Annotated in this window: 25 protein-coding genes; 10 read left to right on the top strand and 15 right to left on the bottom strand. The window is 75.7% G+C overall.

Going from position 1 to position 26,361, the window contains the following annotated elements:
* Positions 1-36 precede the first annotated feature (36 nt).
* Positions 37-885, bottom strand: a complete 849-nt coding sequence (locus FS882_RS01700; RefSeq protein ID WP_262347996.1) for an HAD hydrolase family protein — start codon at positions 883-885, stop codon at positions 37-39.
* A 71-nt stretch (positions 886-956) separates the two neighbouring features.
* Between FS882_RS01700 and FS882_RS01695 the strand changes: the two genes are divergently transcribed.
* Positions 957-1,547: a TetR/AcrR family transcriptional regulator gene (locus tag FS882_RS01695; RefSeq protein ID WP_158370121.1), complete on the top strand. Its 591-nt coding sequence runs from the start codon at positions 957-959 to the stop codon at positions 1,545-1,547.
* Entirely contained in the window at positions 1,544-2,719 is a 1,176-nt protein-coding gene (locus tag FS882_RS01690; protein WP_158370119.1) for a GDSL-type esterase/lipase family protein, read from the top strand. The genes FS882_RS01695 and FS882_RS01690 overlap by 4 nt, the downstream gene beginning before the upstream one ends.
* Before the next feature lie 3 nt (positions 2,720-2,722).
* Here the strand turns inward: FS882_RS01690 and FS882_RS01685 are convergent, their stop codons facing one another.
* Both FS882_RS01685 and FS882_RS01680 read right to left on the bottom strand, forming a co-directional pair.
* Positions 2,723-3,835, bottom strand: a complete 1,113-nt coding sequence (locus tag FS882_RS01685) for a glycoside hydrolase family 99-like domain-containing protein (RefSeq protein WP_158370117.1) — start codon at positions 3,833-3,835, stop codon at positions 2,723-2,725.
* 590 nt (positions 3,836-4,425) lie between these two features.
* Positions 4,426-6,006 (bottom strand): methyl-accepting chemotaxis protein, encoded by a 1,581-nt coding sequence (locus FS882_RS01680; protein WP_158370436.1) that lies wholly within the window; start codon positions 6,004-6,006, stop codon positions 4,426-4,428.
* A gap of 389 nt (positions 6,007-6,395) precedes the next feature.
* Between FS882_RS01680 and FS882_RS01675 the strand changes: the two genes are divergently transcribed.
* Positions 6,396-7,277: a DsbA family protein gene (locus tag FS882_RS01675; RefSeq protein WP_158370115.1), complete on the top strand. Its 882-nt coding sequence runs from the start codon at positions 6,396-6,398 to the stop codon at positions 7,275-7,277.
* Complete coding sequence (locus FS882_RS01670; RefSeq protein WP_158370113.1) at positions 7,274-8,440, top strand: AI-2E family transporter; 1,167 nt, start codon at positions 7,274-7,276, stop codon at positions 8,438-8,440. Before FS882_RS01675 ends, FS882_RS01670 begins: the two co-directional genes overlap by 4 nt.
* Here the strand turns inward: FS882_RS01670 and FS882_RS01665 are convergent.
* The 3 genes from FS882_RS01665 to FS882_RS01655 all read right to left on the bottom strand — a co-directional run bounded on the left by FS882_RS01665 (position 8,437) and on the right by FS882_RS01655 (position 10,643).
* A complete protein-coding gene (locus tag FS882_RS01665) occupies positions 8,437-9,513 on the bottom strand; it encodes a YhcG family protein (RefSeq protein ID WP_262347994.1) in 1,077 nt (358 codons plus the stop codon). The genes FS882_RS01670 and FS882_RS01665 overlap by 4 nt on opposite strands.
* 91 nt (positions 9,514-9,604) lie before the next feature.
* Complete coding sequence (locus FS882_RS01660) at positions 9,605-10,354, bottom strand: hypothetical protein (RefSeq protein WP_158370111.1); 750 nt, start codon at positions 10,352-10,354, stop codon at positions 9,605-9,607.
* A 58-nt stretch (positions 10,355-10,412) separates the two neighbouring features.
* Positions 10,413-10,643, bottom strand: a complete 231-nt coding sequence (locus tag FS882_RS01655) for a DUF6480 family protein (protein WP_158370109.1) — start codon at positions 10,641-10,643, stop codon at positions 10,413-10,415.
* Between the two features lie 136 nt (positions 10,644-10,779).
* On the opposite strand from FS882_RS01655, the gene FS882_RS01650 reads away from it, so the two are divergent.
* The gene (locus tag FS882_RS01650) at positions 10,780-11,010 is read left to right on the top strand and encodes a hypothetical protein (protein ID WP_158370107.1); all 231 of its coding nucleotides are present in this window, start codon (positions 10,780-10,782) and stop codon (positions 11,008-11,010) included.
* A 13-nt stretch (positions 11,011-11,023) separates the two neighbouring features.
* On the opposite strand, the gene FS882_RS01645 is transcribed toward FS882_RS01650, so the two are convergent.
* The 7 genes from FS882_RS01645 to FS882_RS01615 all read right to left on the bottom strand — a co-directional run bounded on the left by FS882_RS01645 (position 11,024) and on the right by FS882_RS01615 (position 16,480).
* Positions 11,024-11,485 carry a GAF domain-containing protein gene (locus FS882_RS01645; RefSeq protein WP_158370105.1) on the bottom strand — a complete coding sequence of 154 codons (462 nt, stop codon included), beginning with the start codon at positions 11,483-11,485 and terminating at the stop codon, positions 11,024-11,026.
* Positions 11,486-11,585: 100 nt separating this feature from the next.
* Positions 11,586-12,320 (bottom strand): GntR family transcriptional regulator, encoded by a 735-nt coding sequence (locus FS882_RS01640; protein WP_222848089.1) that lies wholly within the window; start codon positions 12,318-12,320, stop codon positions 11,586-11,588.
* A 113-nt stretch (positions 12,321-12,433) separates the two neighbouring features.
* On the bottom strand, positions 12,434-13,150 hold the full coding sequence (locus FS882_RS01635; protein WP_158370101.1) for a sugar isomerase domain-containing protein: 717 nt from the start codon (positions 13,148-13,150) through the stop codon (positions 12,434-12,436).
* Positions 13,147-13,590, bottom strand: a complete 444-nt coding sequence (locus FS882_RS01630) for a PTS sugar transporter subunit IIA (RefSeq protein WP_158370099.1) — start codon at positions 13,588-13,590, stop codon at positions 13,147-13,149. The genes FS882_RS01635 and FS882_RS01630 overlap by 4 nt, the downstream gene beginning before the upstream one ends.
* Complete coding sequence (locus tag FS882_RS01625; RefSeq protein ID WP_158370097.1) at positions 13,581-13,883, bottom strand: PTS sugar transporter subunit IIB; 303 nt, start codon at positions 13,881-13,883, stop codon at positions 13,581-13,583. Before FS882_RS01625 ends, FS882_RS01630 begins: the two co-directional genes overlap by 10 nt.
* 44 nt (positions 13,884-13,927) lie before the next feature.
* Positions 13,928-15,361 carry a PTS ascorbate transporter subunit IIC gene (locus FS882_RS01620; RefSeq protein WP_158370095.1) on the bottom strand — a complete coding sequence of 478 codons (1,434 nt, stop codon included), beginning with the start codon at positions 15,359-15,361 and terminating at the stop codon, positions 13,928-13,930.
* 108 nt (positions 15,362-15,469) lie between these two features.
* Positions 15,470-16,480, bottom strand: a complete 1,011-nt coding sequence (locus FS882_RS01615; protein ID WP_158370093.1) for a LacI family DNA-binding transcriptional regulator — start codon at positions 16,478-16,480, stop codon at positions 15,470-15,472.
* 196 nt (positions 16,481-16,676) lie between these two features.
* Between FS882_RS01615 and FS882_RS01610 the strand changes: the two genes are divergently transcribed.
* The 5 genes from FS882_RS01610 (at position 16,677) to FS882_RS01590 (ending at position 22,972) form a co-directional block, all read left to right on the top strand.
* Entirely contained in the window at positions 16,677-17,942 is a 1,266-nt protein-coding gene (locus FS882_RS01610) for an extracellular solute-binding protein (RefSeq protein ID WP_158370091.1), read from the top strand.
* A 10-nt stretch (positions 17,943-17,952) separates the two neighbouring features.
* Positions 17,953-18,894: a carbohydrate ABC transporter permease gene (locus FS882_RS01605; RefSeq protein ID WP_158370089.1), complete on the top strand. Its 942-nt coding sequence runs from the start codon at positions 17,953-17,955 to the stop codon at positions 18,892-18,894.
* Positions 18,891-19,706 (top strand): carbohydrate ABC transporter permease, encoded by an 816-nt coding sequence (locus FS882_RS01600; RefSeq protein ID WP_158370087.1) that lies wholly within the window; start codon positions 18,891-18,893, stop codon positions 19,704-19,706. Before FS882_RS01605 ends, FS882_RS01600 begins: the two co-directional genes overlap by 4 nt.
* Before the next feature lie 26 nt (positions 19,707-19,732).
* Positions 19,733-21,613: a glycoside hydrolase family 127 protein gene (locus FS882_RS01595; RefSeq protein WP_158370085.1), complete on the top strand. Its 1,881-nt coding sequence runs from the start codon at positions 19,733-19,735 to the stop codon at positions 21,611-21,613.
* Positions 21,614-21,700: 87 nt separating this feature from the next.
* Positions 21,701-22,972 (top strand): chloride channel protein, encoded by a 1,272-nt coding sequence (locus FS882_RS01590; protein WP_187365073.1) that lies wholly within the window; start codon positions 21,701-21,703, stop codon positions 22,970-22,972.
* Between the two features lie 125 nt (positions 22,973-23,097).
* Here the strand turns inward: FS882_RS01590 and FS882_RS01585 are convergent, their stop codons facing one another.
* Entirely contained in the window at positions 23,098-25,653 is a 2,556-nt protein-coding gene (locus FS882_RS01585) for an MMPL family transporter (RefSeq protein ID WP_158370081.1), read from the bottom strand.
* 38 nt (positions 25,654-25,691) lie between these two features.
* Complete coding sequence (locus tag FS882_RS01580) at positions 25,692-26,339, bottom strand: TetR/AcrR family transcriptional regulator (protein ID WP_158370079.1); 648 nt, start codon at positions 26,337-26,339, stop codon at positions 25,692-25,694.
* Between the last annotated feature and the right edge of the window lie 22 nt (positions 26,340-26,361).

Genomic DNA, 26,361 nt, shown 5'->3' with positions numbered 1-26,361 from the left:
GGGCGGTCGGCGCCCGCCGGCCCGCGGCGGGCGCCGTCAGACCAGGCCCACCCGGGCGAAGCCCTCGACGAGGCCGTCGACCTGGGGGCCGGGCACGACGAGGTCCGCGACCGCCAGCACCCGCGGGTCCGCGCCCTCGATGGCGACGGCCGTGCCGGCGTGCTCCAGCATCTCGAGGTCGTTGAGCCCGTCGCCGAACGCGATCACGTCCTCGCGCGCGACCCCGAGGTGCGCGACGACCGCCTCGATGCCGAGCGCCTTGTGCACCCCGAGCAGGTAGATCTCCCCGGCGGCGTCGCCCATCGCGGCGATCGAGCTGGGGAGGATGCCGAGCCTGTCGCCGAGCTCCGCGCCGAGCTCGGGCCACGGGATCGCCGCGCCGAAGTACGTGATCTTGGCGAACGAGCAGGTGCTGAGGTCGTCCGGGGTGCGCAGGGCCTTGAGGATCTCGAGCGGGCTCGCCGCGCCGTCCGTGCCGCCGTCGTCGCGGCCGAAGTGCCCGCCGAGCAGCTCGTCGAGCCGGCGGTCCACGCCCGGCCGACCGTACAGCGCGTCGGGGGCCTCCAGCAGGTAAGCGGCGTCGTGGCGGTCCAGCACCTCGATGGCGCGCGCGGCCAGGTCAGCGGGGAACCGCTGGTCGCTCAGCACCACCCCGTCGACCTCGACGTACCCGCCGGCTGAGGCGACGATCCCGTCGAACCCGGCGGCGAGGAGCTGCTCGGGGAGCATCGCCTTGGGACGGCCCGTGCACAGCAGGACCCGGTGGCCGCGGGCGCGCGCCTCGCGGACCACCCGCTCGTGGGCGGGCGGGACCTGGCCGTGGTGCGCGTACGTGCCGTCGACGTCGAGGAACACGGTCCGGGGGGTCGCGGGCGCAGCAGTCACGGCAGCCATCCTCTCGCACTCGCCGGACCTATACCCGTCAGCCGATCGCCTAAAGGTTGTAGGTTGGTGGCATGACCCGCGCCGGACTGACTCCCGCCCTCGTCGTGGCCGACGCCGCGGCGCTCGCCGACGAGGCCGGCTTCGACGCGCTCACGCTGTCCGCCGTCGCCCGGCGGCTCGGCGTGCAGACCGCGAGCCTCTACGCCCACGTGCGGGACCGCGCCGCGCTGCTCGACGGCGTGACCGCGCTCGCGATGGGCGAGGTCGCGTCGCGGATCGCCACCGGGCTGGCGGGACGCTCCGGGCGCGACGCCCTGCGGGGGTACGCCGACGCGTTCCGCGACTACGCCCGCGAGCACCCCGGACGGTGGGCCGCGATGCAGCGCCGCGCCGGTCCCGCCGCCGTGGCCGCGCCGTCCGCGGTCGACGTCGTGGCCCTGACCGACGCCCTGCTCCGCGGGTACGCCGTCCCCGCCGACCAGCGCGTGCACGTCATCCGGCTGCTCGGCAGCACCATCAACGGCTTCGTCCAGCTCGAGCGCATCGGCAGCTTCGACCACAGTGCCCCGGCCCCCGCGGACTCGTGGGACCGGGTGGTCGACGCGCTCGACACCCTGCTGCGGGCGTGGCCCGCCCCCGACCCCGAGGACCCCTCCGCATGATCGACGTCCCCCTGACCCCCGACCTCGCCGCGACGATCCGCGGCGCCGCCCAGCTCGAGCGCACCGCCCGCGGGCTCCGGCCGCACCGGCTGCCCGCGTGGGTGGGCCGGCAGCTCGGCGACCCGCAGCTGCTCGCGATGGAGGCGCAGCCCGCGGGCGTGCGGGTGTCGCTCGTGACCACCGCCACCGCGGTCGAGCTCGTCCTGCACCCCACCCGGCTCGCGTACCGCCAGGTCGAGCGCCCGCGCGGCGCGGTCGACCTGGTCGTGGACGGCGCCGTGCTCGCGAGCGAGCCGCTGACCGCCGGCGACGCCGTGGAGACGGACCTGGCGACCGGCGCCTCCGCCCTGCTGCCCGGCGGCCCGCAGACCGTCGCGTTCGCCGGGCTGCCCGCGGGGGAGAAGACCGTCGAGCTCTGGCTGCCGCACAACGAGTCCGTCGAGGTGGTCGCCCTGCGGGCCGACGCCCCCGTGCGACCCGCCCCCGACGACCGGCCCGTCTGGCTGCACCACGGCTCCTCGATCAGCCAGGGCTCCAACGCCGCGACCCCGGCGGGCACCTGGCCCGCCGTGGCCGCGCGGCTGGGCGGCGTCGACCTGCGGAACCTCGGCCTCGGCGGCAGCGCGCTCGTCGACCCTGCCACCGCCCGCGTCGTGCGGGATGCGCCCGCCGACCTGATCAGCGTGGCGCTCGGCATCAACGTCGTGAACCTCGACGGGATGCGGCGCCGGACCTTCGAGGCGGCGGTGCACGGGTTCCTCGACACCGTCCGCGAGGGGCACCCCGACGCCCCGCTCGTGCTCCTGACGCCGATCTACTGCGGCATCCACGAGGACACGCCCGGGCCGGGGGCGTTCGACGTGGCGGCCCTCGCCGCCGGGAGGGTGCAGTTCGTCGCCACCGACGGGTCCGACCTGGCGAACGGGCGGCTCACGCTGCGGGTCGTCCGGGACGCGCTCGCGGCGGTGGCCGGGCGCCGGTCCGACGACCCGCACCTGCACCTGGTCGACGGGCTGTCGCTCTACGGCGCCGCCGACGCCGAGGTCCACCCGCTGCCCGACGCGCTGCACCCCGACGGAGCGACGCACCGGCTGATCGGCGAGCGGTTCGCGGCGTCGGCGTTCGGGGCCGGCGGGCCGTTCGACGGTCCGCGCACGACGCCGGCCGCCTGACCCTCAGGCGCGCGCCGGGTCCGCCTCGCGCCCCGCGGGGACCCGGCCGGTCGTCGCCCGCAGCCCGTCGCGCAGCGCCTCGAGCCACCCGGTGCCGTGCTCCACGTCGGGCTCGAGGTAGTTGCCCTCGGCCCACTCGTTCCAGGACTTCACCCAGAGCAGCCGCTCCTGCTCCGGGCGGTCGGCGAGCAGCACCGTCGCGTCGGCCACGTGCCGGCGGAACACCTCGGGCGACGAGCCGGTCATGACGATGCCCCGGCGGCCGGAGCGCGGCGTGTTGTCCCAGTTCGGCATGACGCACGGCTGCCGGGTCGGGGGCAGCGGCCGGCGCGCCAGGAAGGCCGGGTCGACGGGGTAGTGCTCCGGCCCGCGGCCCAGGCGCCGCCCGACCCGCCGCCGCCAGAACTCCCGGCGCCCGAACCGCACGGGCAGCCGCATCTGGATGCCCGCGTCGAAGCCCACCGCCTCCGCGTCCGGGAAGCCCTCGCCCCAGTCGAACCAGTCCGAGACCTCGGCGACGAGGTAGAGCCCCGGCAGGCCCGCGGCACGGGCGAGCGCCTGCCAGCGGTCCACGAAGGCCCGGGCGTCCGGCAGCTGGCCGGGCTTGTGCACGACCAGCACCGGCCGGTCTGCGACCCGCAGGTAGCGCTCGTCGCGGAACGCCGGCAGCAGCGCCGTCAGGTGGGCCTCGTCGTCGCCCTCGGGGTAGGTCTGCTCGGCGAGCACGCGGTCCGGGGCGCCGTGCCAGGTCCCGGTCCAGGTCTCGTTCGCCCAGGCGAGGCAGAATGGCAGCGTCGGCTCGCCGGAGGCCAGCACCTCGGCGAACGGCCGCTCGAGCAGGCGCCGCCCGCCGCCGAACCAGTAGTGCCAGTAGACGAAGGCCGCGACGCCGTGCTCCCGGGCGAGCTCGGCCTGCGCGGCGCGCGCCTCGGGCACCCGGAGGTCGTAGAAGCCCAGGGCGCCGGGCAGGTGCGGCTGCCGGTGCCCCGGGAACAGCGGGCGCCCCCGCACGGTGTTGGTCCACTCGGTGAACCCGGGACCCCACCAGGCGTCGTTCTCCGGGACCGGGTGGTACTGCGGCAGGTAGAACGCGATCGCGCGTGCTCCGAGGTCCATGCGCCCGCCCCCCTCGGCCGGTCGGCCCGGATCGCGCCGCACCGCTCCCGGCCGGCCTCGGACCTGCCCGCGAGTGTTCTCCCGCGCCCGGCGGCGCGCAAGGGTGCGCTCGCCTGGTGGCCGGGTCCGGCCTGCCGGGTCGAGGCCACTCGTCGCGCAGTGGCCGTGGCGGCGCGCCGGGACGGTCTGCCGGCGTCGACGTCGTGCGGCAGGACGCGGAGGACGAGGTGCGGGACGGGGTTCCGGGTGCGCTGCGGGCGCGGGCACGACGCGAGCTGGACCGGGTGCCGGGGAACACCGGCTTCGCCCGGGCGGTCCTCGACGGTTCCGCGGCGGGGACGCGGTGGTGCGACCGCAGGGTACGCCGCGCGGCCTGACCCCCAGCCCCCGCGCCCGCCGGGAGGATCCGGTCCCCGAACCGGCCGCGCGGCGGGGGGCGGGTCGGTAGCGTCGGGTGCGTGGACGCGATCAAGCCCTGGCACATCACCGTGGTCGTCGCGATCGTGCTGGTGCTGCTCGTGGTGGCCGCCGCGGTCTGGCTCACGCTGAGCCTGGTCCGTGGCGCGCGCCGGCGCTGACCCCGCCGGGGCTCAGACCCGGAACGCCGCGATCTGCGTCGCCATCTCCCGGGACGCGCCCGCCACCTGCGCCATGTCCCCGTCGACGCGCGCCAGGGTGCCCGCGCTGCGGTCCGCGGCGGCGGCGACCGACCCCAGGCCGGCGGCGATCTCGCCCGCCCCGGCTGCGGCCTCGGCCACGCCGCGGGACATCTCCGACGTGGTCGCCGTCTGCTCCTCGACCGCCGAGGCGATGGTCAGCTGGTAGTCGTTGATCCGGGCGATCACCTGCGAGATCCCGTCGATCGCCCCCACGGCGCCGGCGGTGTCGCCCTGGATGGCCTCGACGCGCCGGGCGATGTCCTCGGTGGCCTCGGCGGTCTCCCGGGCGAGCTCCTTGACCTCCCCGGCGACGACGGCGAAGCCCTTGCCCGCCTCGCCGGCGCGGGCGGCCTCGATGGTCGCGTTCAGCGCCAGCAGGTTGGTCTGCTCCGCGATCGTGGTGATCACCTTGACGACCGCGCCGATCTCCTGGCTGCTGGCGCCGAGCCGGGCGACCGTCTCGTTCGTCGCCGCCACCTCGGTCATCGCCTGCGCGGCCACCTTCGCCGCCTGCGACGCGTTCTGCGCGATCTCCCGGATCGACGCGCCCATCTGCTCCGCGCCCGCCGCGACCGCCTGCACGTTGCGGGACACCTGCTCGGCGGACGCCGAGACGGCCCCGACCTGGGTGCTCGTCTCCCGCGCGGCCGCGGCGCCCTCGGCGGCGGCGCCGCGCAGCGCGCCCACCGTCGCCTCGGAGCCCTGCGCGGTCCGGGCGACCTGGCCGACGAGCGCGGACACCGCGTCGACCGCGTCGTCCAGCGCCTTGCCCGCGCGGGAGATCTCGCCCCCCGCGTCCAGGCCGGTGCGGCGGGTCAGGTCGCCCTCCGCCAGCGCGGCCGCCACCTCCGAGATGCGGCCCGCCGGGCCGGCGATGTCCCGGGTGACCTTGCGCCCGGCGTACGCGGCGAAGGCCGCCGAGAGCACCCCGATCCCGATCAGCACCGCCCGGCCCTGCTCCTGCTCGGCCTGCTGCCGCGCCTGCAGGTCCCGCACCCGGGACTCCGCCGAGCCCTGGATCCGGTCCACCAGCGTCAGCACCTCGTCGTACGAGGCGCCGGCCGCACCCTCGTTGATGGACTCGAGCGCCGCGGCGTAGTCGTCGGGCTCCCCCGTCGCGAGCAGCGCCACCACGGCGTCGTCGCCGGCGAAGAACGCGTCCCACGCGCCCGCCAACCCGTCGAACGCCTCCTGCTCCTCGGCCGTCGCCCCGGTGGTGTCGAGGTCGGCGAGCCAGGCGCGCACGTCCGCCTCGGTGGCCAGCAGGCTCGAGCGGTTGTACGCCGAGTCGGCGAGCGCCGCCTCGGGGCCCAGCGCCGCGGTGTCCGCCACGACCAGCCCCTGCCACCCGGTGGCGTCGGCGATCTGGAACCGCGCCTCCTCGGCCAGGCGCAGCACCCGGTCGGCCTGCGCGATCCGCTCCGCGTAGGTGCGCTGCACCTGGGCCGTGACCACCCCGAGGGCGATCGCGACGACGATGAGCGAGGTCAGCAGCCCGAAGACCGCCGCCATGCGCGCGCCGATGGACTGCCGGTTCCAGCTGCTGTTCACGGGACCGCCGTTCGGGTGCGGGGGAGGTCGGACGCCGGGTCCCATCGGCAGGGACGGTCCGCGCGGGAGGGGTCGGCTCGGGTGAACCCGGGTGCCGTACCGCGGGAGACCGCCCGCGAGGGGGCACCCGACACGTCGAGCGAGTATCCGCCGGGTACCCCCTCGACGTGTCGGTTGCTCGCTCGGCGCCGGAGGGGTCCGTCGGAGGTCCCGGGTGGGCGCCGTGGAGGTCCCGGGGAGGTCTGGCGGGAGAGCACCGGCAGGGACCTAGGGGGCGCCGACGGGGCGGGGGGCCGTGCGACCCTGGGTCCGACACTTCGAGGGGGGCACACCCGAAGGAGTCATCGGACATGACGACCTCACCGACGCCCGCGCGCGCCCGCGCGGGCCGCCCGTCCCGCGTGGCCCGGGCGCTGCGCGCGGCGCTCGTCGCCTGCCTGGTGGCCGTGCCGCTAGCGGCGTGCGTGTCCGTCGACACCTCCCGCGAGGACGCGGAGCCGACCACCGCGGCCACCGGCGACCAGGTCACGTACGGCGGCGGCGACCCCGACGTGGTCGCGCCGGCGCTCGCGGACGTGACCGCCCCCGCGGCGGCCGACGACCGCGGCGGCATCCCGATCAGCGCGGCCGGGGTGGGGGTGGCGGGCGCGGGCGACGTGGTCGTGGACGTGTACGCCGACCCCTGGTGCCCGTGGTGCCAGCGGTTCGACGCGCAGTACTCCGACGCCCTCATGGACCTGGTCGACCAGGGCGGAGTCACCGTGGTGCACCGGCCGCTCGCGTTCCTGGACGCCCGGTTCGGCGGGACGTACTCGACCCGCGTCGTCAACGCGCTGGCCGTCGTCGCCGACGAGTCGCCCGAGCACTACGTCGCCGTCCTGCACGCCCTGATGGCCGCCCAGCCGCCGACCGACGAGCCCGACGGCCTGCCCGACGAGGAGATCGCGCGGCTGGCCGTCGACGCGGGCGTCCCCGCGGACGTCGCGGAGCGGTTCACCGCCGTGACCACCACGCCGTACCGCGTGACGGCCGCGGGCGGCGGCACCGAGGAGCGCAGCGCGACGTCCCGGGTGTTCGCGCCGTGGGTCGCCGCGGCGACGCACCAGGCCGCGCTCGACCTGGCGGAGGTCCGGGTGCCGACGATCCTCGTCGACGGGGCGCCCGTCGACGACTGGACCGAGCCCGGCAGCCTGACGGACCTCGTCGCGGCCGCCGTCGCGGCGCGCGGGTGACGGCCGGTCCGCCGCCCGAGGGGCAGCCCGTCCCGCCGTCGGTCCGCGCCGCGGCCGCGTGGTCGTGGCGGCTGCTGGCGATCGCCGGGGCCGCCGCCGTCGGGCTGTGGCTGGTCGACGTCTTCCGCGTGGTCGCCGTGGCCGTCGCGGTCGGTCTGCTGCTCGCGGTGCTGCTCACCCCGCTCGCCCGGCTGCTGGAGCGTCGCGCCCGGTTCCCGCCCTGGCTGGCGAGCCTGACCGGGGTGCTCGGGCTGGTCGCGCTGGTCGCCGCGCTCGGGGTGCTGTCCGGGCGGTCGATCGCGACCGGGCTGGGCGACCTCGCCGACCAGGCGCTGGCCGGGGTGGACCAGGCGCTCGTGTGGCTGTCGGACGGCCCGCCGGGGCTCGAGGTGGACCGCATCGACGCCCTCGTGGCCCAGGGCCAGGACGCGCTCCGCGACAACGCGGGCACGCTGCTGACGGGGGCGTGGTCGGCCACCCTGACGATCGGGCAGGTCCTCGCGGGCGCCGTGATGGCCCTGTTCTGCGCGTTCTTCTTCGTGCGCGACGCCCGGTCGATGTGGGCCTGGACCGTCGGGCTGCTGCCGCGGGGCGTGCGCCCGCGGGTGCACGAGGCGGGCCGCCGCGGCCTCGTCACCCTCGCCGCGTACACCCGCACCCAGATCCTGGTCGGCGCGGTGGACGCGGTCGGCATCGGCCTGGGCGCCGCGATCCTGGGGGTGCCGCTCGCGGTGCCGATCGCGGTGCTGGTGTTCGTCGCCTCGTTCGTCCCGTTCGTGGGCGCCGTGAGCACCGGCGCCGTCGCGGTGCTGGTCGCGCTCGTCGCGCAGGGCCCGGTCACGGCGCTGCTCATGCTGGCGGTGGTGCTGGTCGTGCAGCAGGTCGAGGGCAACGTGCTGCAGCCGTTCCTCATGGGCCACGCGGTGGCGCTGCACCCGGTCGCGGTGCTCCTCGTGGTGACCGCGGGCTCCATCGCCGCGGGCATCGTCGGCGCGCTGTTCGCGGTGCCGGTGGCGGCGACGCTCAACACGATGGTCCGCTACCTGCACGGGCACGACCGGTTCCCCGGTCTGGGGACGGAGGGCGCCGCGCCGGAGCCCGAGGCGGCGACCGCGGAGACGGGGCCCGGGGCGGAGCGGCTGCCCGACGTCGCGTCCGCCTAGCGCCCGGGCGCCGGCGGCTGCGGGCGGGGACTGGTGCGGTGGACCTCGGCGTCGACGACCGCCTGGAGCTCCCCGGCCGGGGGCAGAGCGGCCCGGGCGTCCGCCGGCAGGCCCTGGTAGTCGGCGACGGCGACGGGCGCGCTGGTCGAGGCGAGGGCGTACTTGACGGCCGACTCGTTCCGGCCGGTGCACAGCAGGATCCCGACGGTGGCCCTGTGGATCTCCGGGCGGCGCACGAGCTCGTCGACCGCCGCGACGTACGCGCCGAGCTGCCCGAGGTGCGCCGGGGCGAAGTCCCCGACCTTCAGCTCGACGACCACGAAGCGCAGCTGATCCACGTGGAAGAGCAGCAGGTCGATGACGAATTCGCCACCGCTGCCGATCGGGAGGTGGTACTGCCGGCCGACGAGCGCCATCCCGCGGCCGAGCTCCATCAGGGTGTCCTGCAGCCGGTCCATGAGGGCCTGCTCGACGTCGCGCTCCCTGCGGGTGGGGGCCAGGGCGAGGTGCTCGAAGACGTACGGGTCCTTGACCAGCTCGCGTGCCAGATCGGAGTCGGCGGGATCGAGGGCGTCGGCGAAGTTCGCCGGTGCGGCTCCGGCAGCGGCACGGGCGCCGACCTTGATGTGGTGCAGCAGGACGCTGCGGGACCAACCCTCGTCGACGGCCCGGGCGGCGTACCAGTCGCGGTCGTCGCGGGTCTCGAGGCGGTCGAGCAGCACGGTGACGTGGCCCCACGGCAGTCGTCCAACAGCCTGTTGGACGAACGCGGACTCGGTCGGCCACGCCTCGGCCGCTCTGCGCATGTACAGGAGGTTCGAGCGCGACCAGCCGCGCTGCTCGGGGAACTCTCGCCGGAGGTCGGCCGCCAGCCGCTCGACCACGCGCGAGCCCCACCCGTGCACCTCCTGCCGGCCCAGGATGTCGCGGCCGATCGACCAGTACAGCCGCATCACCTCGCTGTTCGCCGCGCGGGCGGCTCGGAACTGGGTCCGGCGGACCCGGGACTTGAGGTCGGACAGGAGGTCGGCGTATCCGGACGGTTCGAGGTCGGCCCTGGTGCTGTCGCTCACGCGCGCCATCCTGGACGTCACGGTGCGCCACCTAGGTCGGGACGGGCGGGTGCTGAGGGTGCCCCGTGCCGTGGGCGGCCCGGGCACGCGGTCAGCCCACCGGGCGCTCTCCGGGGCGGGCCGGCAGGCCGTCGAGCCGCCGGTACAGCCACGCGGTCGTCGCGCACCCGACCGGGTACGCCACCACGAGCCCGACCCCGCACGCCAGCCACCCGGCGACCCCGACGAGCGCCACGGCGAGCGCGAGCAGCACGGTCGTCCCCGGGTGCCGGCTCGCGAGCCGGGTGCTCTCCCGGAGGGCCGTGACCGGCCCGAACCCCCGGTCGAACGACAGGAGCACCGCGTACTGGCCGAGCAGCGCGACCACCACACCGGGCAGGGACAGCAGCAGCGTCCCGACCGCGGTCAGGACCGCGAGCAGCACCGCGGTCGCCAGCGGCCGTCCCAGGCCGCGCGGCGCCCGGAGGTCCCGCGCCCCGGTCCGCGCGCCGTCCACCAGCGCGAGGCCGAACCGCGCCCCCAGCACCTGCAGCAGCACCGCCACGACCTGGAGCGCGACGACGGCGCCGAGCAGCGCTCCGAGGGCGCCGGGCGTGATCCCCCAGCTCGTCCCGGCGAACGCGCCGCCGGCCCGCGCCGCCGCGGCCCGCGCCTCGGCCTGCACGCGGAGCAGGTCGACGGCAGGCGCGATCACCGACGTGGAGAGGGCGACGGTCCCGGCGACCAGCAGCCCGACCGGCACGGCGAACAGCGCGACGGTCGTCCCGAGGCGCGCGAGGACGGCGTCCCGGCCGAACCGGAGCGCGTCGCCGACGCCGGGCGCGGTCGTGTCGGGGGTCACCGGCTCTCCTCGGGTCGCGGCCACCCGCGCAGGGGGGCTCCGCCCGGACGCTACCGGTTCAGCCCAGCAGCCCCACCACGTAGCCGACGAACAGCAGAAGCGCGCACACCACCACCAGGCCGACCAGCGCGTACACGAGCCAGTTCGTCCGCCGGCTCGGCAGGTCGGGCTCCTGGAACGCCGCGCCGGAGGTGCTGGACTCGCCGGGCGGGGTGTCGCCGGGGGCGACGCCGCCACCGGGCTCGAGGCCGGGCGTGTTCTCCGGGTCCGGGTCGGGGCTGCTCGTCATGCGGCCACGCTAGGCACGGGCGGCCCGCCCGGCGACCCGGGGGAGTCGCGCGCCCGTCACCGGCCCGCGGTCGCCGGCCGCGAGGGCCGGGCCTAGCGTGGGTGGCGCGCGGTCGTCGCGTGACGAGGGGGTCATCATGTCGGGCAGCGAGACCGGGGGCGTCACGGGCACCCCGGACAAGGACTACAACCTCATCTGGTTCGCCGAGGCGTGCCTGAGCAACGTCCTGCGGCTGGAGCAGTACGCCCAGGACGCCGACCGCGCCGGGGACGCGGAGCTCGCGGACTTCTTCCGGCGCGCGCAGCACGAGAGCCACAAGGGCGCCGAGCAGTCGAAGGCGATGCTCGCCCGGAGGCTGCAGGGCTGACGCCCCGCAGCGGTCAGGCGGTCAGGCCCCGGGTCCGGATCGCCTCCGCGACCTCCTGCACGAACCGGTCCATCCGGACGAGCGTGTCGCGGTCCCACGGGTCGACGGTCTCGGCGTACAGGTTCAGGGCCACCGTCGTCTCGGCGTCCACCTGGCCGGGCAGCGCCGCGGTCGACCGGAAGCCGGCCTCGGTCGCGGCCGCGCGCCACTCGGGCCAGCGCTCCTCGGCGAGCACGTCGGGGACCAGCTCGCCGCGGAGCTGCTGGATCGCCACCACGCACGGGCCCTCCCCGGAGCTCACCTCCGCGCGGTCGCAGCGGGCGGCGCGCTCGCTGCTGCTCGCGACCTGGTCGAGCAGGTGGTGGTTGCGCAGGATGATGCTGCACTCGGTCGGCACGCCCACCCGCGCGGCCGCCGCCGCGGCGAACGCGTCGAGGTACGAGGACGTCGGGTCCACATCGGTCGACGCGGTCATCGGGGCTCCTCCGGCTGCTGGGGAGACGCACTGTCTCACACTCGCCGGTCCGGCAGGGAATCCCGCCGGTGGGACCGGTCCGGGCCGCCGGAGGCCGGCGCTACAGCGCGCTGCTGAGCTCGTACCGGTCCCCGCGGTACGCGGACACGGTGTACTCCAGGAGCCGGCCCCGCCACGTCGACGTCCGCACCAGGTGCAGGACGGGCGAGCCCGGCGGCAGGTCGAGGTGCACCGCGTCGCCGGGGTCGACGAGCCGCGCGGTGATGATCTGCCGCCCGCCGTCGAACACGATGCTGTACCGGTCGGCGAGCACCCCGTAGAGCGAGCGGTCGGTGAGGTCGACGTCGGCCAGCCCGGGCACGGCGTCGGCGTTGAGGTGCACCCGCTCGAGCGCGACGGGCTGCCCGTCGGCGGTCCGCAGCCGGACGATCCGCAGCACCGGGTGGCCGCGCGGGACGTCGAGCACGCTGCTGAGCCAGTCGTCCGCGGCGAGGAGCCCGCTGTCGAGCGTGCGCGCCCCGGAGGTGTAGCCGCGCTGCTGCATGTCGTGGGTGAACGAGGTGAGCTGGATGGGCAGCCGGATGGTCGGCTCGTCGACGAACGACCCGCGGCCCGGGACCCGGCGGATGCGCCCCTCGGCGACCAGCTCGGACAGGGCCCGGCGCGCGGTCATCCGGGACACGTCGAGCCCGTCGGCGAGCTCGCGCTCCGACGGCACCGGGTCCCCGGGCGCGAGGTCGCGGTCGATGTGGTCGACCAGCACCCGCTTGAGCCACGCGTACTTCGCCACCGACGGCGGCGGGGCGCCCACGGCCTCGCGGGTCAGAGGGGTCACGGCTGTCCTTCCGGTGCGGCCGGCGGCTGCTCCCGCCGAGCCCATTGTGCAGGTCGCGCGCGTGCGCGGGGGCCGGTCCGGCGCACCGGCGCCCGGCGCGCGGCCGTGCCGGGTCAGATCGCCGGCACGAGGGCGCGGTACCGCTCCTGCAGCCGGGCGTTGTGGTCCGCCGGCGCCCCGGTGTTCGCGCTCCGCCAGGTGGGCAGGTCCGGGTCGGCGTCGAGCGCGGCGACGAGCACGAGGTTCCAGCACAGCGCGTTGGCGAGCGAGGACAGCGGGGCGGTGCGCGGGTCGTCGGGCGGCCAGGCGACGTCCCCGGGCGGGGCGCCGGTGTCGAGGACCACGTCCGCCAGGTCGGCGAGCCGGCGGCCGGCGCGGAGCGGGGCCGCGTCGGACGCGGCCCGGGAGGTCACCGCGACGACCCGCGCCCCGGCGGCGCGGGCGGCCTCGGCGATCTCGACGGGGTAGGGGTTGATGCCGGAGCTGGAGAACACCACCAGGCCGTCGCCCGCGCGGATCTCCGCCGCGGCGGCGACCGCGGAGCCCAGGCCCGGCCGGCGCTCGGCGTCGGTCGAGGCCGCCGCGCCGTTGAGCGGCAGCACCTCGGGGTGCCACAGCGGGTTCACGAACGGCAGGCCGCCGGCACGGAAGAACGTCTCCAGGACGCCGGCGAGCGAGTGCCCGGCGCCGGCGGTGTGCAGGACCCGGCCCGCGCGGGCGACCTCGACCACGACGGCCGCGGCCGCGCGGACCGCGTCCGCGTTGGCGGTGGCGACCCGGCGCAGGTGCGCGTCGACCCGGGCCGCGTAGTCGGCGACGGCGTCGGTCATCGGGTCACCGCCCCGGCGAGCAGGTCCGCGAGGTCGTCCGCCCGCGCGGCGCGCAGGTCCGTCGCGAGCCCGGCGCCGAGCGCCGTGGCGAGCGCGCGCAGCACGTCGAGGTGCGCCTCGGCGTCGGGGGTCGCGAACGCGAGCACCAGGTCGACCGGGTCGTTGGCCGGGTGCCCGAACACCACGGGCTCGCCCAGCCGGACGAGGACCACGCCGGTGCCGGTGGCGCCCTCCTCGGGTCGGGCGTGCGCGAGCGCCAGGCCGGGCGCCAGCACGATGTACGGGCCGCGCTCCCGCACGGAGGCGACGCACGCCTCGCCGTACTCGGGGCCGGCGACGCCGAGGTCCACCAGCAGGTCGCCGGCGAGCCGGACGGCCGCGGCCCAGTCGGCCGCCGCGGGCACGTGCCGGGCGCGGGTCGGGGCGGCGGTCACAGCCATCCCGCCTCCTCCAGCGCCGGGCGGAGCCGCTCCTCCAGGGCCCGGTCGTCGACGAAGTCGTCCACCACGACGTTCACGGTGGCGACGCCGGCCAGGTCGTCCATGTGCATGCCCTGGCCGACCAGGACGTCGGGGGACTGGCTCTTGGCGGTGGACAGGTCGGTGTTGTCGACGCGTGCCTCGACGCCGAGGCGCTGCAGCACGGTCTCGCAGGTCATCCGGAGGATGAGGCTGGTGCCCATGCCGAGGCCGCAGACGGCCAGCACGGTGAGGGGGACGGGTCGGTCGGGCATCGGGGTGCTCCTCGGATCGGGGGTGGCGGGGTCGGGTCGCCCGGTCAGGGACGGACCAGGTCGTCGTCGGCGGCGGGGCTCGCGGCGGCCAGCCGCTCGGCCCGGGCGGCGCGCCGGCCGAGGACGGCCAGCACCACGACGGAGGCGGCGAGCACGACGCCGGCGATCACCCAGACCGCCGCGGCGCCCAGCGGCTCCAGCACGCCGCCGGCCGCGACGAGCACGGCGGACACGACGTACCAGTCGGGGTCGGCGAGGGTCGCGAGCTCGGGCGCGGTGCCGGAGAACACGCCCCAGAACACCCACTGCCCGACGGCGAGGACGACGCCGTTCAGCACGCCGCCGAACACCGCCCCGCGCCAGCCGGCGACCGCGTTGCCGAACACGCCGCCGGCGCCGCCGCCGAAGAACAGCATGATCATCGGCGGCACCAGCACGAACCACCCGGCGGCGGCGAACACGCCGAGCAGGACCAGGAACGTGGCGGTCGAGGCGAGGAAGCCGATCATCACGGCCGTGGTGGCCTTCGGGAAGATCACCGGGATGTCCAGCGCGGGCCGCGAGCCGGGCAGCAGCCGGTCGGAGATGCCCTTGAACGAGGGGACGATCTCGGCCAGGAACATCCGGACGCCGAACAGCAGGATCGCGATGCCGCCGGCGAACCGCAGCGCCTGCATGACGCCCCAGGCGAACGGCGCGAGGTCGTCGCCGGCCACCGCGGCGACCGTCTCGGGGTCGGCGAACGCGAGGGCGATCAGCATGATGACGCCGACGACGAGCGCGGTGGCGACGTTCATGTCCTTGAGGAACGCGACGCCGCGGGGCATCCGCAGCTTCTCGGTGTCGTGCTTGACGGGGTCGCCCAGGCGGAGCGCCTTCGCGCCGTAGCCGGTGGCGAGCGCCAGCGTGGAGGTGGTGTGGGCGAGGCCGAACTGGTCGTGGCCCATCACCCGGCGCATGAGCGGGGCGATCCACAGCGGCTGCAGCGTGAAGTAGCAGGCGAGGACCACGGACCCGGCACCGACGAGCGTCCAGCGGTCCAGGTCGCCGAACGCCTCGACGAAGCAGGCGGCGATCACGATGCTCATCCAGAGCATGAGGTGCCCGGTCAGGTAGACGTACCGCGCGGACCGGAAGACGCGGACCAGCAGCAGGTGCAGGACGAAGCCGCCCGCGATGATCAGCGGGGCGGCGGCACCCGGGCCGGCCAGGAAGTCGTCGAGGGTGGTGGTCGCGGCGGGCGGCTCGACGCCGACGGCGCTGGAGACGACCGCCTGGAAGCTCGCCAGGCCGCCGACGAACACGTCGATGCCGATGGTCATGATGACGACGCCGATGGCCGCGCGGAGCGTGCCGCCGATGACGTCCTCGGCGGGCTTGCGCTGGAGCAGCAGGCCGACCAGCGCGATCAGCCCGATGAGGATGGGCACCTGGCTGAGCAGGTTGTCGGCGAGGCCTTGGAGGATGTCCTGCACCATTGCATCGTCCCTTCGCGGGGTGGACCGGTATAGACCGGACCATACCGGCGGCGGTGCGGCCGCGACAAGGGGGTGGCGGCGACCGGGGCGACACCCGCCGGCCGGCCGTCAGCCGCCCGTGGACTCCCGGACGATCACGCGCGGGGCGATCATCTCGACGCCGCCGGGGTCCCGGCCCTCGAGCGACGCGAACAGCCGCTCCGCCGCGCGGCGGCCCATGAGCTGGAAGTTCATGTCGATGCTCGTCAGCGCAGGCCGGCACCCGGCGATCATCGGCTCCCAGTTGTCGAACCCGATCACGGCGACGTCGTCGGGCACCCGGACGCCCCGGTCGTGCAGCGCGTCCAGGACGCCGCGCGCGATCTGGTCGCTGCCGCAGACCATCGCGTCCACGTCCTGCTCCAGGAGGGCCGCGACCGAGGAGCGACCCCAGGCCTCCGACCACGAGCCGTACCGGACGGGCCCGACGCGCTCCAGGCCGTGGTCGGCGAGCGCGGCGTCGGCGCCCGCGGCGCGATCGGTCGCGGCGGCGTAGGTGACGTCGCCGGAGACGTGCGCGATGCGCCGGCGGCCCGTCGCGAGCAGGTGCTCGACCGCGATCCGGCCCGCGGTCACGTTGTCCGGCACCACCGAGGCGTCCGCCGGGTCGGTGGAGGGGGCGTAGGTGTAGACCACCGGGACGGGCAGGTCCCGGCCGAGCGGCGGGCGGGCGTCGGTCTGCGACCCCACGACGATGAGCCCGTCGACCCGGCGGCCGAGCAGGGTCGACAGGTGGTGCTGCTCGCGGATGGCGTCGCCGCGGGAGTCGCAGAGCAGGACGCTGGACCGGCCGGCCCCGAACGCGTCCTCGGCGCCCATGAGGATCGGCAGCGAGAACCGCCCCTCGAGGTCGTGGGTGAGTAGGCCGACGGTGCCGGTGTGGCCGTCGAGCATCGCCCGCGCCAGCGCGTTCGGGGTGAACGACAGCCGCTCGGCGACGTCGAGCACGCGGCGGCGGGTGTCCGGGCTGACCTCGGCCTTGCCGTTGATCGCCTTGGACGCCGTGGCGACCGAGACGCCGGCGAGCTGCGCGACGTCGCGCAGCGTGGGCTGGCGGCGGCCGGGTGCGTCGGTGGTCATGGGTCCCCCTGTCCTGGTGCTCCGGGGCAGCGTACGACGAAAAGGTGAGTCACGGGCACCCCGTTGACGCGCGTCGAATCCCGGTGCTAGCGTCCCCGAAAACCGTTTCGGCAGGTTTCGTCGGAGCGGCACACCCCGGGTGGACGCGGCGCAGAGGCCCGGCCACCGACCGCACTCGACGAGGAGACCGGTCCGTATGAACGCACGACGCACCTCCCTGATCGCCCTGGCCGCCGTCGGCGCGCTCGGGCTGGCCGCCTGCTCCGGCGGCACCAGCGCCGGTGGCGACGCCGGCTCCACGTCCGGGAGCGGCGGCGACGGCGACGGCGTCGTCACCGTCTGGCACTACTTCTCCGACCCCAACCAGGTCGCGCTCATGGACGCGTACAAGGAGAAGTTCGAGTCCGAGAACGACGCCACCGTGGAGAACGTCTACGTCCCCTACGACCAGATGAACTCGAAGCTCGTGTCCGCCGCGGGAGCCGGCACCGGCCCCGACGTCGTCGTGTTCAACGGCGCCGAGGCCGCGACCCTCGCCCTGGGCGGCGTGCTCGCGCCGCTCGACGAGCAGTGGGCCGACTTCGCCGACGCGGACCAGTTCCCCGACTCGGTGCTGCACAGCGTCGACGACCAGCTGTACGCGGTCCAGGGCTACGTGAACCTGCTCGGCCTCTGGTACAACCAGGACATCCTCGACGAGATCGGGGTCGAGCCGCCCACCACGATGGACGAGCTCGAGGCCGCGATGGCGGCCGCGAAGGACGCCGGCTACGGCGGGATCACCCTGTCCGGCCTGCCGCAGTCGCAGGGCGAGTGGCAGGCGTACCCGTGGATCAGCGACGCCGGGTTCGACTACGAGAACCTCGACGCCGACGCCCTGGCCTCCGGGTTCGAGCGCGTGCGCGGCTGGGTCGACAACGGTTGGCTGACCCAGGAGGCCGTGACCTGGGACCAGACGGTGCCGTTCCAGCAGTTCGCGGCCGGGAAGACCGCGTTCGCGCAGAACGGCAACTGGCAGATCGGCACCGCCGAGTCCGACGCCGACTTCGCCTACGGCGTCGTCCCGCTGCCGCTCGGCGACACGGGCCAGGTGTACCTGGGCGGCGAGGGCGAGGGGATCGGCGCGCACGCCGACGACCCGGAGCTGGCCTGGGAGTACCTGCAGAGCACGTACCTCGACGCGAAGGGCCAGGAGCTCGCCCCCGACCTGGTCGGCTCCATCCCGTCCCGCGCGGACACCGCCCAGGCCGACGTGGTCACGAGCAACGACCTGCTCGACCCGTTCGCCCGCACGATCGCCGACTTCGGCGCGAGCTACCCGGCCGCCTCGATCCCGCCCGCCGCCGTCGCGGACGTGCAGCTCACGGTCGGCCAGGCCTGGTCCGCCGTGATCGGCGGCCAGCAGGCGCCCCAGGCGGCGGCCGACCAGGCCGTCGCGGCGCTGACGAGCCAGATCGGCTGACGAGACCGCCATGTCCGCACCCGTCACCGCCGCGCCCGCGCGGCAGGACAGGGCCGGCGCCGCCCCGACGACCCGCCGTCGTCGGGGCGGCAGCCGGATCGTGTTCCTGCTGCCCGCCGCGCTGTTCCTCGGCCTGTTCAGCCTGTACCCGCTCGTCCAGCTCGCCCGGATGGCGGTCAGCCAGGTCACCGCCGCCACGCTCAACGCCGACTGGGTGTTCACCGGCCTCGACAACGTGCGCCGCGGCTTCGAGACCGGGCAGACCGGCCCCGCGATCAGCCGCACGCTGGTGTTCGTCGTCGTGGTGACCGTGCTCGGCATGCTCGTCGGGTTCGGCGCGGCGGTCGCCCTGCGCACCACCGGCCGGTGGTCGGCCTGGCTGCTCGCGCTCATGGTGTTCGTCTGGGCGCTGCCGCCGGTGGTGAACGGGTCGGTCTGGAAGTTCCTGCTCAACGACGCCGGCCTGATCAACACGGTGCTCACGAGCACCGGCCTGCGCGACACCCCCGTGCCGTTCCTCTACGACCAGCACTGGGCGCTGTTCTCGGTGGCGTTCGTCAACGCGTTCGCGGTCATCCCGTTCAACACGCTCGTGTTCCGGGCGGCGCTCATGACGATCGACCCCGAGGTGTTCGAGGCGGCGCAGCTCGACGGCGCCAGCAAGTGGCAGCAGATCCGGCACATCATGGTGCCGTCGGTCCGCCCGACCACGCTGGTGCTGCTGATCCTCACCCTGGTCTACGGGTTCCGGTCGTTCGACTTCATCTACGTGATGACGTACGGCGGCCCGGGCACCGCGACCAACACCCTGCCGTTCCTGGGCTACCTGCAGGCCTTCGTCCGCTACGACTACGGGCTCGGCGCGGCCACCTCCGCGCTCGCCGTGGTCGGCGTGCTCGTCCTGGCCGTGGTCTACGCCCGGAGCATCAAGCGCGAGGAGGCGGACGGATGAGCGTCAAGGCCGGTCCGCTGGCGGTCGCCGCCAAGACCCTGCTGACCCTGATGTACGGGGTGCCGATCCTGTGGATCCTGCTCACCTCGGTGAAGTCGTCGGACGACGTCTTCGACCCGGGCCGCACCTTCCTGTTCCGGCCGGTGACCACCGCGTACGTCGAGGCGCTGAGCGGCGACCTGGCCCGGGCCCTGCTGCAGTCCGTGATCATCGCGACGAGCACCACCGCGCTGGTCCTGGTGATCGCGATCCCCGCCGCGTACGGCCTGGCCCGCACCCGCGGGTGGCTGCCGACCCTGGCGCTCGGCCTGCTGATCGTGCTGCAGATGATGCCGCAGACGGCCACCGTGATCCCGCTGTTCCAGACCTTCTCCGGCTGGCGGCTGCTCGACACCACGGCGGCGGTGGTGCTCGCGGACGCCGCGCTGCTGACCCCGTTCGCCACCCTGCTGCTGCGCCCGTTCTTCCGGGCGGTGCCGCCGCAGATCGAGGAGGCGTCGTCGATCGACGGCGCGGGGATGCTCCGCACCTTCTGGTCGGTCGTGCTGCCGGTCGCCCGCAACGGCGTCGCCACCGTCGGCACGCTGACGTTCCTGCTGGCGTGGGGCGAGTTCCTCTACGCCGTGAACTTCTACCTGACGCCCGGGCAGTACCCGCTGTCCGCGCTGCTCGCGCAGCAGGTGAGCGCCTTCGGCATCAACTGGCCGGGGCTCATGGCCCTGGCCGTGCTCACCTCGATCCCGATCCTCGTCGTGTTCAGCAGCACCTACCGGCTGCTGCGCGACGGCCTGACCGTCGGAGCGGTGAAGTGACCGCCCGGACCGCCTCGGAGGCCCCGATGACCGACTCCCGCGCCGCCCAGCACGGCCGCCCGCACGCCCCCTCGTCCGCCCGCTGGCAGCCGCTCGGCATCGACGAGGTCCGCCTCGACGGCGGCTTCTGGGGCGAGCTCCAGCACCGGAACGCGACCGCGATGATCGCGCACGCCGAGCGGTGGGTGGAGCAGATGGGCTGGGCCGGGAACTTCGACCTCGCCGCCGCGGGCACGCTGCCCGAGGGCCGCCGGGGCCGGGAGTTCTCCGACTCCGAGATCTACAAGCTGCTCGAGGCGATGTCGTGGGAGGTCGGCCGCACCGGCGACGCCGACCTGGACCGCCGGCTCCGGGCGCTCGCGTCCCGGGTCGCCGCCGCGCAGGAGCCGGACGGGTACATCTCCACGATGTTCGGCCGGCCCGGGCAGGGCGCGCGCTGGTCCGACCCCGAGTGGGGCCACGAGCTGTACTGCATCGGGCACCTGATCCAGGCGGGTGTCGCCCGGGCCCGCACGCACGGCGACGACGAGCTGGTGCAGGTCGCGGTGCGCGCCGCCGACCACGTCTGCGCCGAGTTCGGCCCGGACGGGCGGCAGGGCGTCGACGGGCACCCCGAGATCGAGTCGGCGCTCGTCGAGCTGTACCGGCTGACCGGCGAGCAGCGGTACCTGGACCAGGCGCGGCTGTTCGTCGAGCGGCGCGGGCACGGGGTGCTGGCCGACATCGAGCTCGGCCGGTCCTACTTCCAGGACGACGAGCCGGTCCGGTCGGCGACGACGCTCCGCGGCCACGCGGTCCGGGCGCTCTACCTCGCCGCCGGGGCCGCGGACGTCGCGGTCGAGGACGGCGACGCCGCGCTGCTCGACGCCGTCACCGGCCAGGTCCGGTCGGCGCTGGCCCGCCGGACGTACCTGACCGGCGGCATGGGCGCGCACCACGAGGGCGAGTCGTTCGGCCTCGACTTCGAGCTGCCGCCGGACCGCGCGTACGCCGAGACCTGCGCGGGCATCGCGTCGGTGCTCGCGAACCACCGGCTGGTGCTGCAGTCCGGCGATGCCCGGCACGCCGACGCCGTGGAGCGGACGCTGTACAACGTGCTGGCGGCGTCGCCGTCGGCCGAGGGCACCGCGTTCTTCTACACGAACCCGCTGCAGCAGCGGGTGCCGGGCGAGGTCCCCGACCCGGACGTGGCGAGCCCGCGCGCGGCGTCCAGCCTGCGCGCCCCGTGGTTCCACGTGTCGTGCTGCCCCACGAACGTCACGCGCACCGTCGCGTCGCTCGCCGCATACGTGGCCAGCACCGACGACGCGGGGGTGCAGCTGCACCAGTACGCCCCCGGCACCGTGGCGGCGACGGTCGGCGGCGAGCCCGTGCGGCTCCGGGTCGAGACCGGCTACCCGCACGACGGGCGCGTGGTCGTGGTCGTCGAGGAGGCGCCGGCCGCGTGGACGCTGACGCTGCGCGTCCCGGCGTGGGCGGCCGGCGCCACCGTGGACGGCCGCCCGGCCGAGCCGGGGTACGTGGCCGTCGACGGGCCCGCCGCCGGCGACCGCGTCGAGCTGGACCTCCCGGTCGCGCCGCGGTTCACCGTCGCCGACCCGCGGGTCGACGCCGTCCGCGGCCAGGTCGCCGTCGAGGCCGGGCCGCTGGTCTACGCGCTGGAGTCCGTCGACCTCGGGACGGACGTCGGGCTGGCCCGGGTCGACACCGGGCGCGCGCCCGAGGTGCGCGACGGCGGGGTGACCGTGCACGCGCGCACGGTCGACGTCCCCGAGGGCGACTGGCCGTACGCCGACCGCCCCGCGGAGGCGGGGGCGGGCGAGCCGCGCGCGGTGCCGCTGGTGCCGTACCACGCGTGGGGGAACCGCGGCCCGTCGACGATGCGCGTCTGGATGCCGGTCGGCTGACGTGGCGGGGCCTCGCCGCGGCGTCGCGCGGGGGCTCATCCCGTGCGGGTGGGGCCCGCCACGAGGGGCGTCGGTACCGTCGGCCGCGTGTCCGCCACCGGCTCGTCCGACGTCGCGGCCGTCCCGACGCGGGACCTGGCCCGGCTGACGCTGCTGGGTGCCCTGGTCGGGCTGCCGGCGGGGGTGGTGGCGTTCGCGTTCGTCGGCGCGGTGCACGTGCTCCAGGACCTGCTGTGGACCGAGCTGCCGGCGGCGCTCGGCACCGACGAGCCGCCCTGGTACCTGGTGCTCGGGCTGCCCGTGGTCGCGGCGCTGCTGGTCGCCGCCGCGCGCCGGCTGCCGGGCGACGGCGGCCACGACCCCGTCGAGGGGCTGAGCCTGGCGGCGCTGCCGCCGGTCTCCGCGGCCGGTGTGGCGCTGGCCGCGCTGGCCGGGCTCGGGTTCGGCGTGGTGCTGGGGCCGGAGGCGCCGCTGATGGCGCTCGGCGGGATCGTCGGCGTGTGGATGACGTCGTGGACGGGCGTCACCGGCCGTGCGCGCGGGCTGCTCGGGGTCTCCGGGGCGTCCGGCGCGATCTCCACGCTGTTCGGAGGTCCGCTCGTCGCGGGGATCATGCTGCTCGAGGCGGGGGCCGGGGCCCTCGCGGCGGCGGCGCTGCTGCCGCCGCTGGCCGCCGCCGCCGTGGCGTACGTGCTGGTCACGGGGTTCGGCGACTGGGCGGGCGTGCCCGTGGCCGGGCTGGCCGTGCCCGACCTGCCGGAGTACGACCGCGTCCGCCCCGGGTCGCTGCTGCTGGCGCTGGTGGTCGGGGTGGTCGCGGCGGTGGTGATCAGCGGCGTCCGACGGCTCGCGCGGGCGCTCCGGGCGGCCGGCCCGCGGGTGGGACGCCTCCCGCTGCTGCTCGTGTCCGGACTGGGCGTCGGGGCGCTCGCGCTGGCCGCCGGGGCGCTCGGTGCGGACCCGCGGGACGTGCTGTTCTCCGGCCAGTCGTCGATCCCGGCGCTCGTGGCCGAGGAGTCGGTCGGCGTCGTGCTGGTGCTCGTGGTGGCGAAGGGGCTCGCCTACGCGATCAGCATGGGCGGCGGGTTCCGCGGCGGGCCGATCTTCCCGGCGATCTTCCTCGGGGTCGGGCTGGCCTCGGTCGCCGTGGCGACGCTGGACGTGTCGCCGACGCTCGCGGTGGCCGTCGGGGCGGCCGCGGGGATGGCGGCGACCAGCCGGCTGCTGCTGTCGGCGGTGATGTTCGCGGCGCTGCTCGTCGGGCGCGCGGGGCTGGACACGGCCCCGGCGGCGGTGGTGGCGGCGGCCGCGGCCCTGCTGACGGTCCGCCTCCTGGACCCGCCGCCCCGCCCGGCCTGAGCCCGCGGCCGGAGATGCCGGGACCCCACCCGGCGGGGGCCGAGCGGGGTGCCGGTCGTGCGGAGTGGATCCCTCCGCACCGACACGCCGCGGCGTGCCCGTACGAAAGGATCCACTCCGAGGGGTCAGGCGCGGTGCGCCGGCTCGCCCTCCGTCGCGGTGCCCTGGTCGGGCTCGGCGGACGTCCGGTGCATCGGGTGCGGGTGGCTGCGCTCGAGCGAGGCGCCCTCCACGTCGACGTCGGGCAGGATCCGGTCGAGCCACCTCGGGATCCACCAGGCCCACTTCCCGGCCAGGTGCATGACGGCCGGGATCAGCAGCATGCGGACCACGAAGGCGTCGAGCAGCACGCCGAACGCCAGGCCGAAGCCGAGCGGCCGGATGATCGCCGACTCCGCGAAGATGAACCCGGCGAACACCGAGGCCATGATGATCGCCGCCGCGGTGACCACGACCCGGCCCGCGTGCAGGCCGCGCCGGACCGCCACCCGCGGGTCGACCCCGTGGGCGTACGCCTCGCGCATCCCGGACACCAGGAACAGCTGGTAGTCCATGGCCAGCCCGAAGAGCACGCCGGTGACGATGATCGGCAGGAAGCTCAGCACGGGGCTGGGGTCGTGCACCCCGAAGATCCCGCCGAGCCAGCCCCACTGGTAGATCGCCACGACGCCGCCGAAGCCGGCGAAGAGCGACATGACGAACCCGAGCGTCGCGGTGACCGGCACGAAGATCGACCGGAACACGATGATGAGGATGATCAGCGACAGGCCGACGACGATCGCCAGGTAGCCCGGCAGCACGTCGGACAGCTTCTCGGACACGTCGATGTTGGCGCTCGCGGTGCCGGCCACGCCGAGCTCCACGTCGCCCTCGATCGGCGACGAGTCGCGCAGCGCGTGCACCAGGGCCTCGGTCGACTCGCTGTTCGGGCCCCCGGTCGGGACGACCTGGAACGCCAGCACCGTGCGGGCCTCGTTGGCGCCGATCGGCGCGACGGCCACGACGTCGTCGTGCGCCGCGAGCTCCCGGCCGACACGGACCTGCTCGGCCGTCAGCTCGTCCTCGGCCACGGCGTCGGGCAGGTTCGCGACCACCAGCAGCGGGCCGTTGACGCCGTCCCCGAACTTGTCGGCGGTGATCTGGTACGCCCGGTACTGCGTCGACTCGGGCGACTCGGACGAGCCGTCCGGCAGGCCGAGCCGCATGGACAGGGCCGGGATCGCGACGACCAGCAGCGCCGCCACGCCGGCGACGAGCGTGAGCACCGCGCGGGACGTCTTCATCGGGGTGGTCGGGACCGCCTCGGGCGCCTCGTGCCCGACCGTCGCACGCCGCTTCTTCGGCAGCACCTTCAGGCCGATCCGGGACAGCAGCGCCGGGGTCAGCGTGATCGCGATGAGGATCGCGACCAGGATGCAGATGGCGCCGACGGTGCCCATGAGGCCCAGGAACGGGATGCCGGTGACGTTGAGCGCCAGCAGCGCGACCAGGACGGTGGTGCCGGCGAACACGACCGCGTTGCCCGCGGTGCCGTTGGCCAGGCCGATCGACTCCTCGAGCTCGACCCCGTCGCGCAGCTGTCGGCGGTGCCGGTTGAGGATGAACAGCGAGTAGTCGATGCCGACCGCGAGGCCGAGCATGATGCCGAGCACCGGGGTCACGGACAGCATCTCGACCGCGCCGGAGAGGGCGAGCGAGGCGACCGCGCCGATGCCGACCCCGACCAGGGCCGACAGGATCGGCAGGCCGGCCGCGACCAGCGAGCCCAGCATGACCAGCAGGACGATGCCGGCGACGACCACGCCGATGACCTCGCCCGGACCGAGCACGCTCGGGATCTCCTGGGTCAGGTCGGACGACAGCTCGACGTCCACGCCCTGCAGGTCCGCGGACTCGAGGGCGTCGACGACGGCCTCCTTGGTCTCCGGGGCGATCTCGAACTGGGAGTCCTCGAACGCGATGGTGCCGACCGCGGCGGTGCCGTCCTCGGACACGAGGCGGATGCCGGAGGACAGCTCCAGCAGGTCGGCGCCGGCCTCGAGCTGGGCGCTCTGCGTCTCGAGCTCGGCGAGGCCGTCGGTCAGCTGCTGCGCCTGCGCGTCGAGCTGCGCCTGCTGCGCGTCGATCTCCGCCTGGCCGGCGTCGAGCTGGGGCTGCACCGCGGCGAGGGCGCCCGCGGCCTCCGCCTGCGCGCGCTGGGTGTCGAGCTGCGCCTGCGCGGCGTCGATCTGCTGCCGGCCGGCGTCGAGCTGGGCCTGCCCCGCCTCGAGCTGGGCCTGGCCCTGCTCGATCTGGTCGCGGCCGGCGGTGACCTGCGCCTGCTTCTCCTCGAGCTGGGCGGTCGTCTGGAACGGGTCGGTGGCGCCGGTGACGCCGTCGACGTCCGCCAGGCCGGCCAGCGCGTCGCTGATCGCGCCCTTCTGGGCGTCGGTGAACGGGGCGTCGTCCGCGGTGTGGAACACCACGGTGCCGCTGCCGCCGCTCGCGGCGGGGAACTCGTCGGCCAGCTGCTCGGTCACGCGCTCGGTGGCGGTGCCCGGGATGGTGACGGCGGAGGTGAGCTGGCCGCCGAACGCGAAGTACGCGCCGACGGCGAGGGCGAGCACGACGACCCAGGCCGTCACGACGGCCCAGGCGCGGCGGGCCGAGAAGCGCCCGATGCGGTAGAGGAGTCCTGCCATGGTCCCTGTTCTCTCGGTGGTGGTGGGAGTGCGGGGCGTCAGTGCTCCGGCATGTACCCGGCTCGGACGCTGTGGATGAGCCGGTCGACGAGGGCGTCCCACTGCGCGCGGGCGTCCGGCGCGGCGGGGTCGGTGGTGGTGACCCAGTGCAGGGCGATCACGGCGACGCCGTGCACCAGGGAGGAGACGAGGAGCTGGACGTCGAGGAGGTCGGCGCCGGGGTAGCGCCGCACCAGCTCGGTCGCGAGGTGGTCCGCCACCCGCGAGAACGCCTCACCGCCGAGCGCCTGGGCGCGAGGGTCGTTGCCCTCGGCGAGCGGGCCGAGCGCCCCCGCGAGGTAGGTGATGGCGGGCGGCAGGTCGGCGCCGCGCAGGGTCTGGGCGAGCTCGTCGAACATGGACGACCGGCTGCCGTCGCCGACGGGGGTGGCGGTCGCCGCCGCCTGCACCTGGTCGATGACCCGGCCGAGCCGCTCGGTGCAGACGGTGAGGACGACGTCGTCGAGCGACCCGAAGTGGTTGAAGACGGTGCGCCGGGACACGTCGGCGCGCTCGGCGAGGTCCTCGACGCCGAACTGCGGTCCGCCCCGCTCCGCGATGAGGGCGTCGGCGGCGTCCAGGATCGCGCGGCGGGAGCGCGCCTTGAGCGCGGCCCGCCGGTCCGTCGTCGCCGCCTCGGTGGTCACGCGGACGACCGTAGGCACGTGG

This window comes from Cellulosimicrobium cellulans (assembly GCF_007679345.1).
GTDB lineage: Bacteria > Actinomycetota > Actinomycetes > Actinomycetales > Cellulomonadaceae > Cellulomonas > Cellulomonas cellulans_A.
Note: the sequence above shows the minus strand (reverse complement) of the source record. Positions and strands in the feature narration are given on the sequence as shown.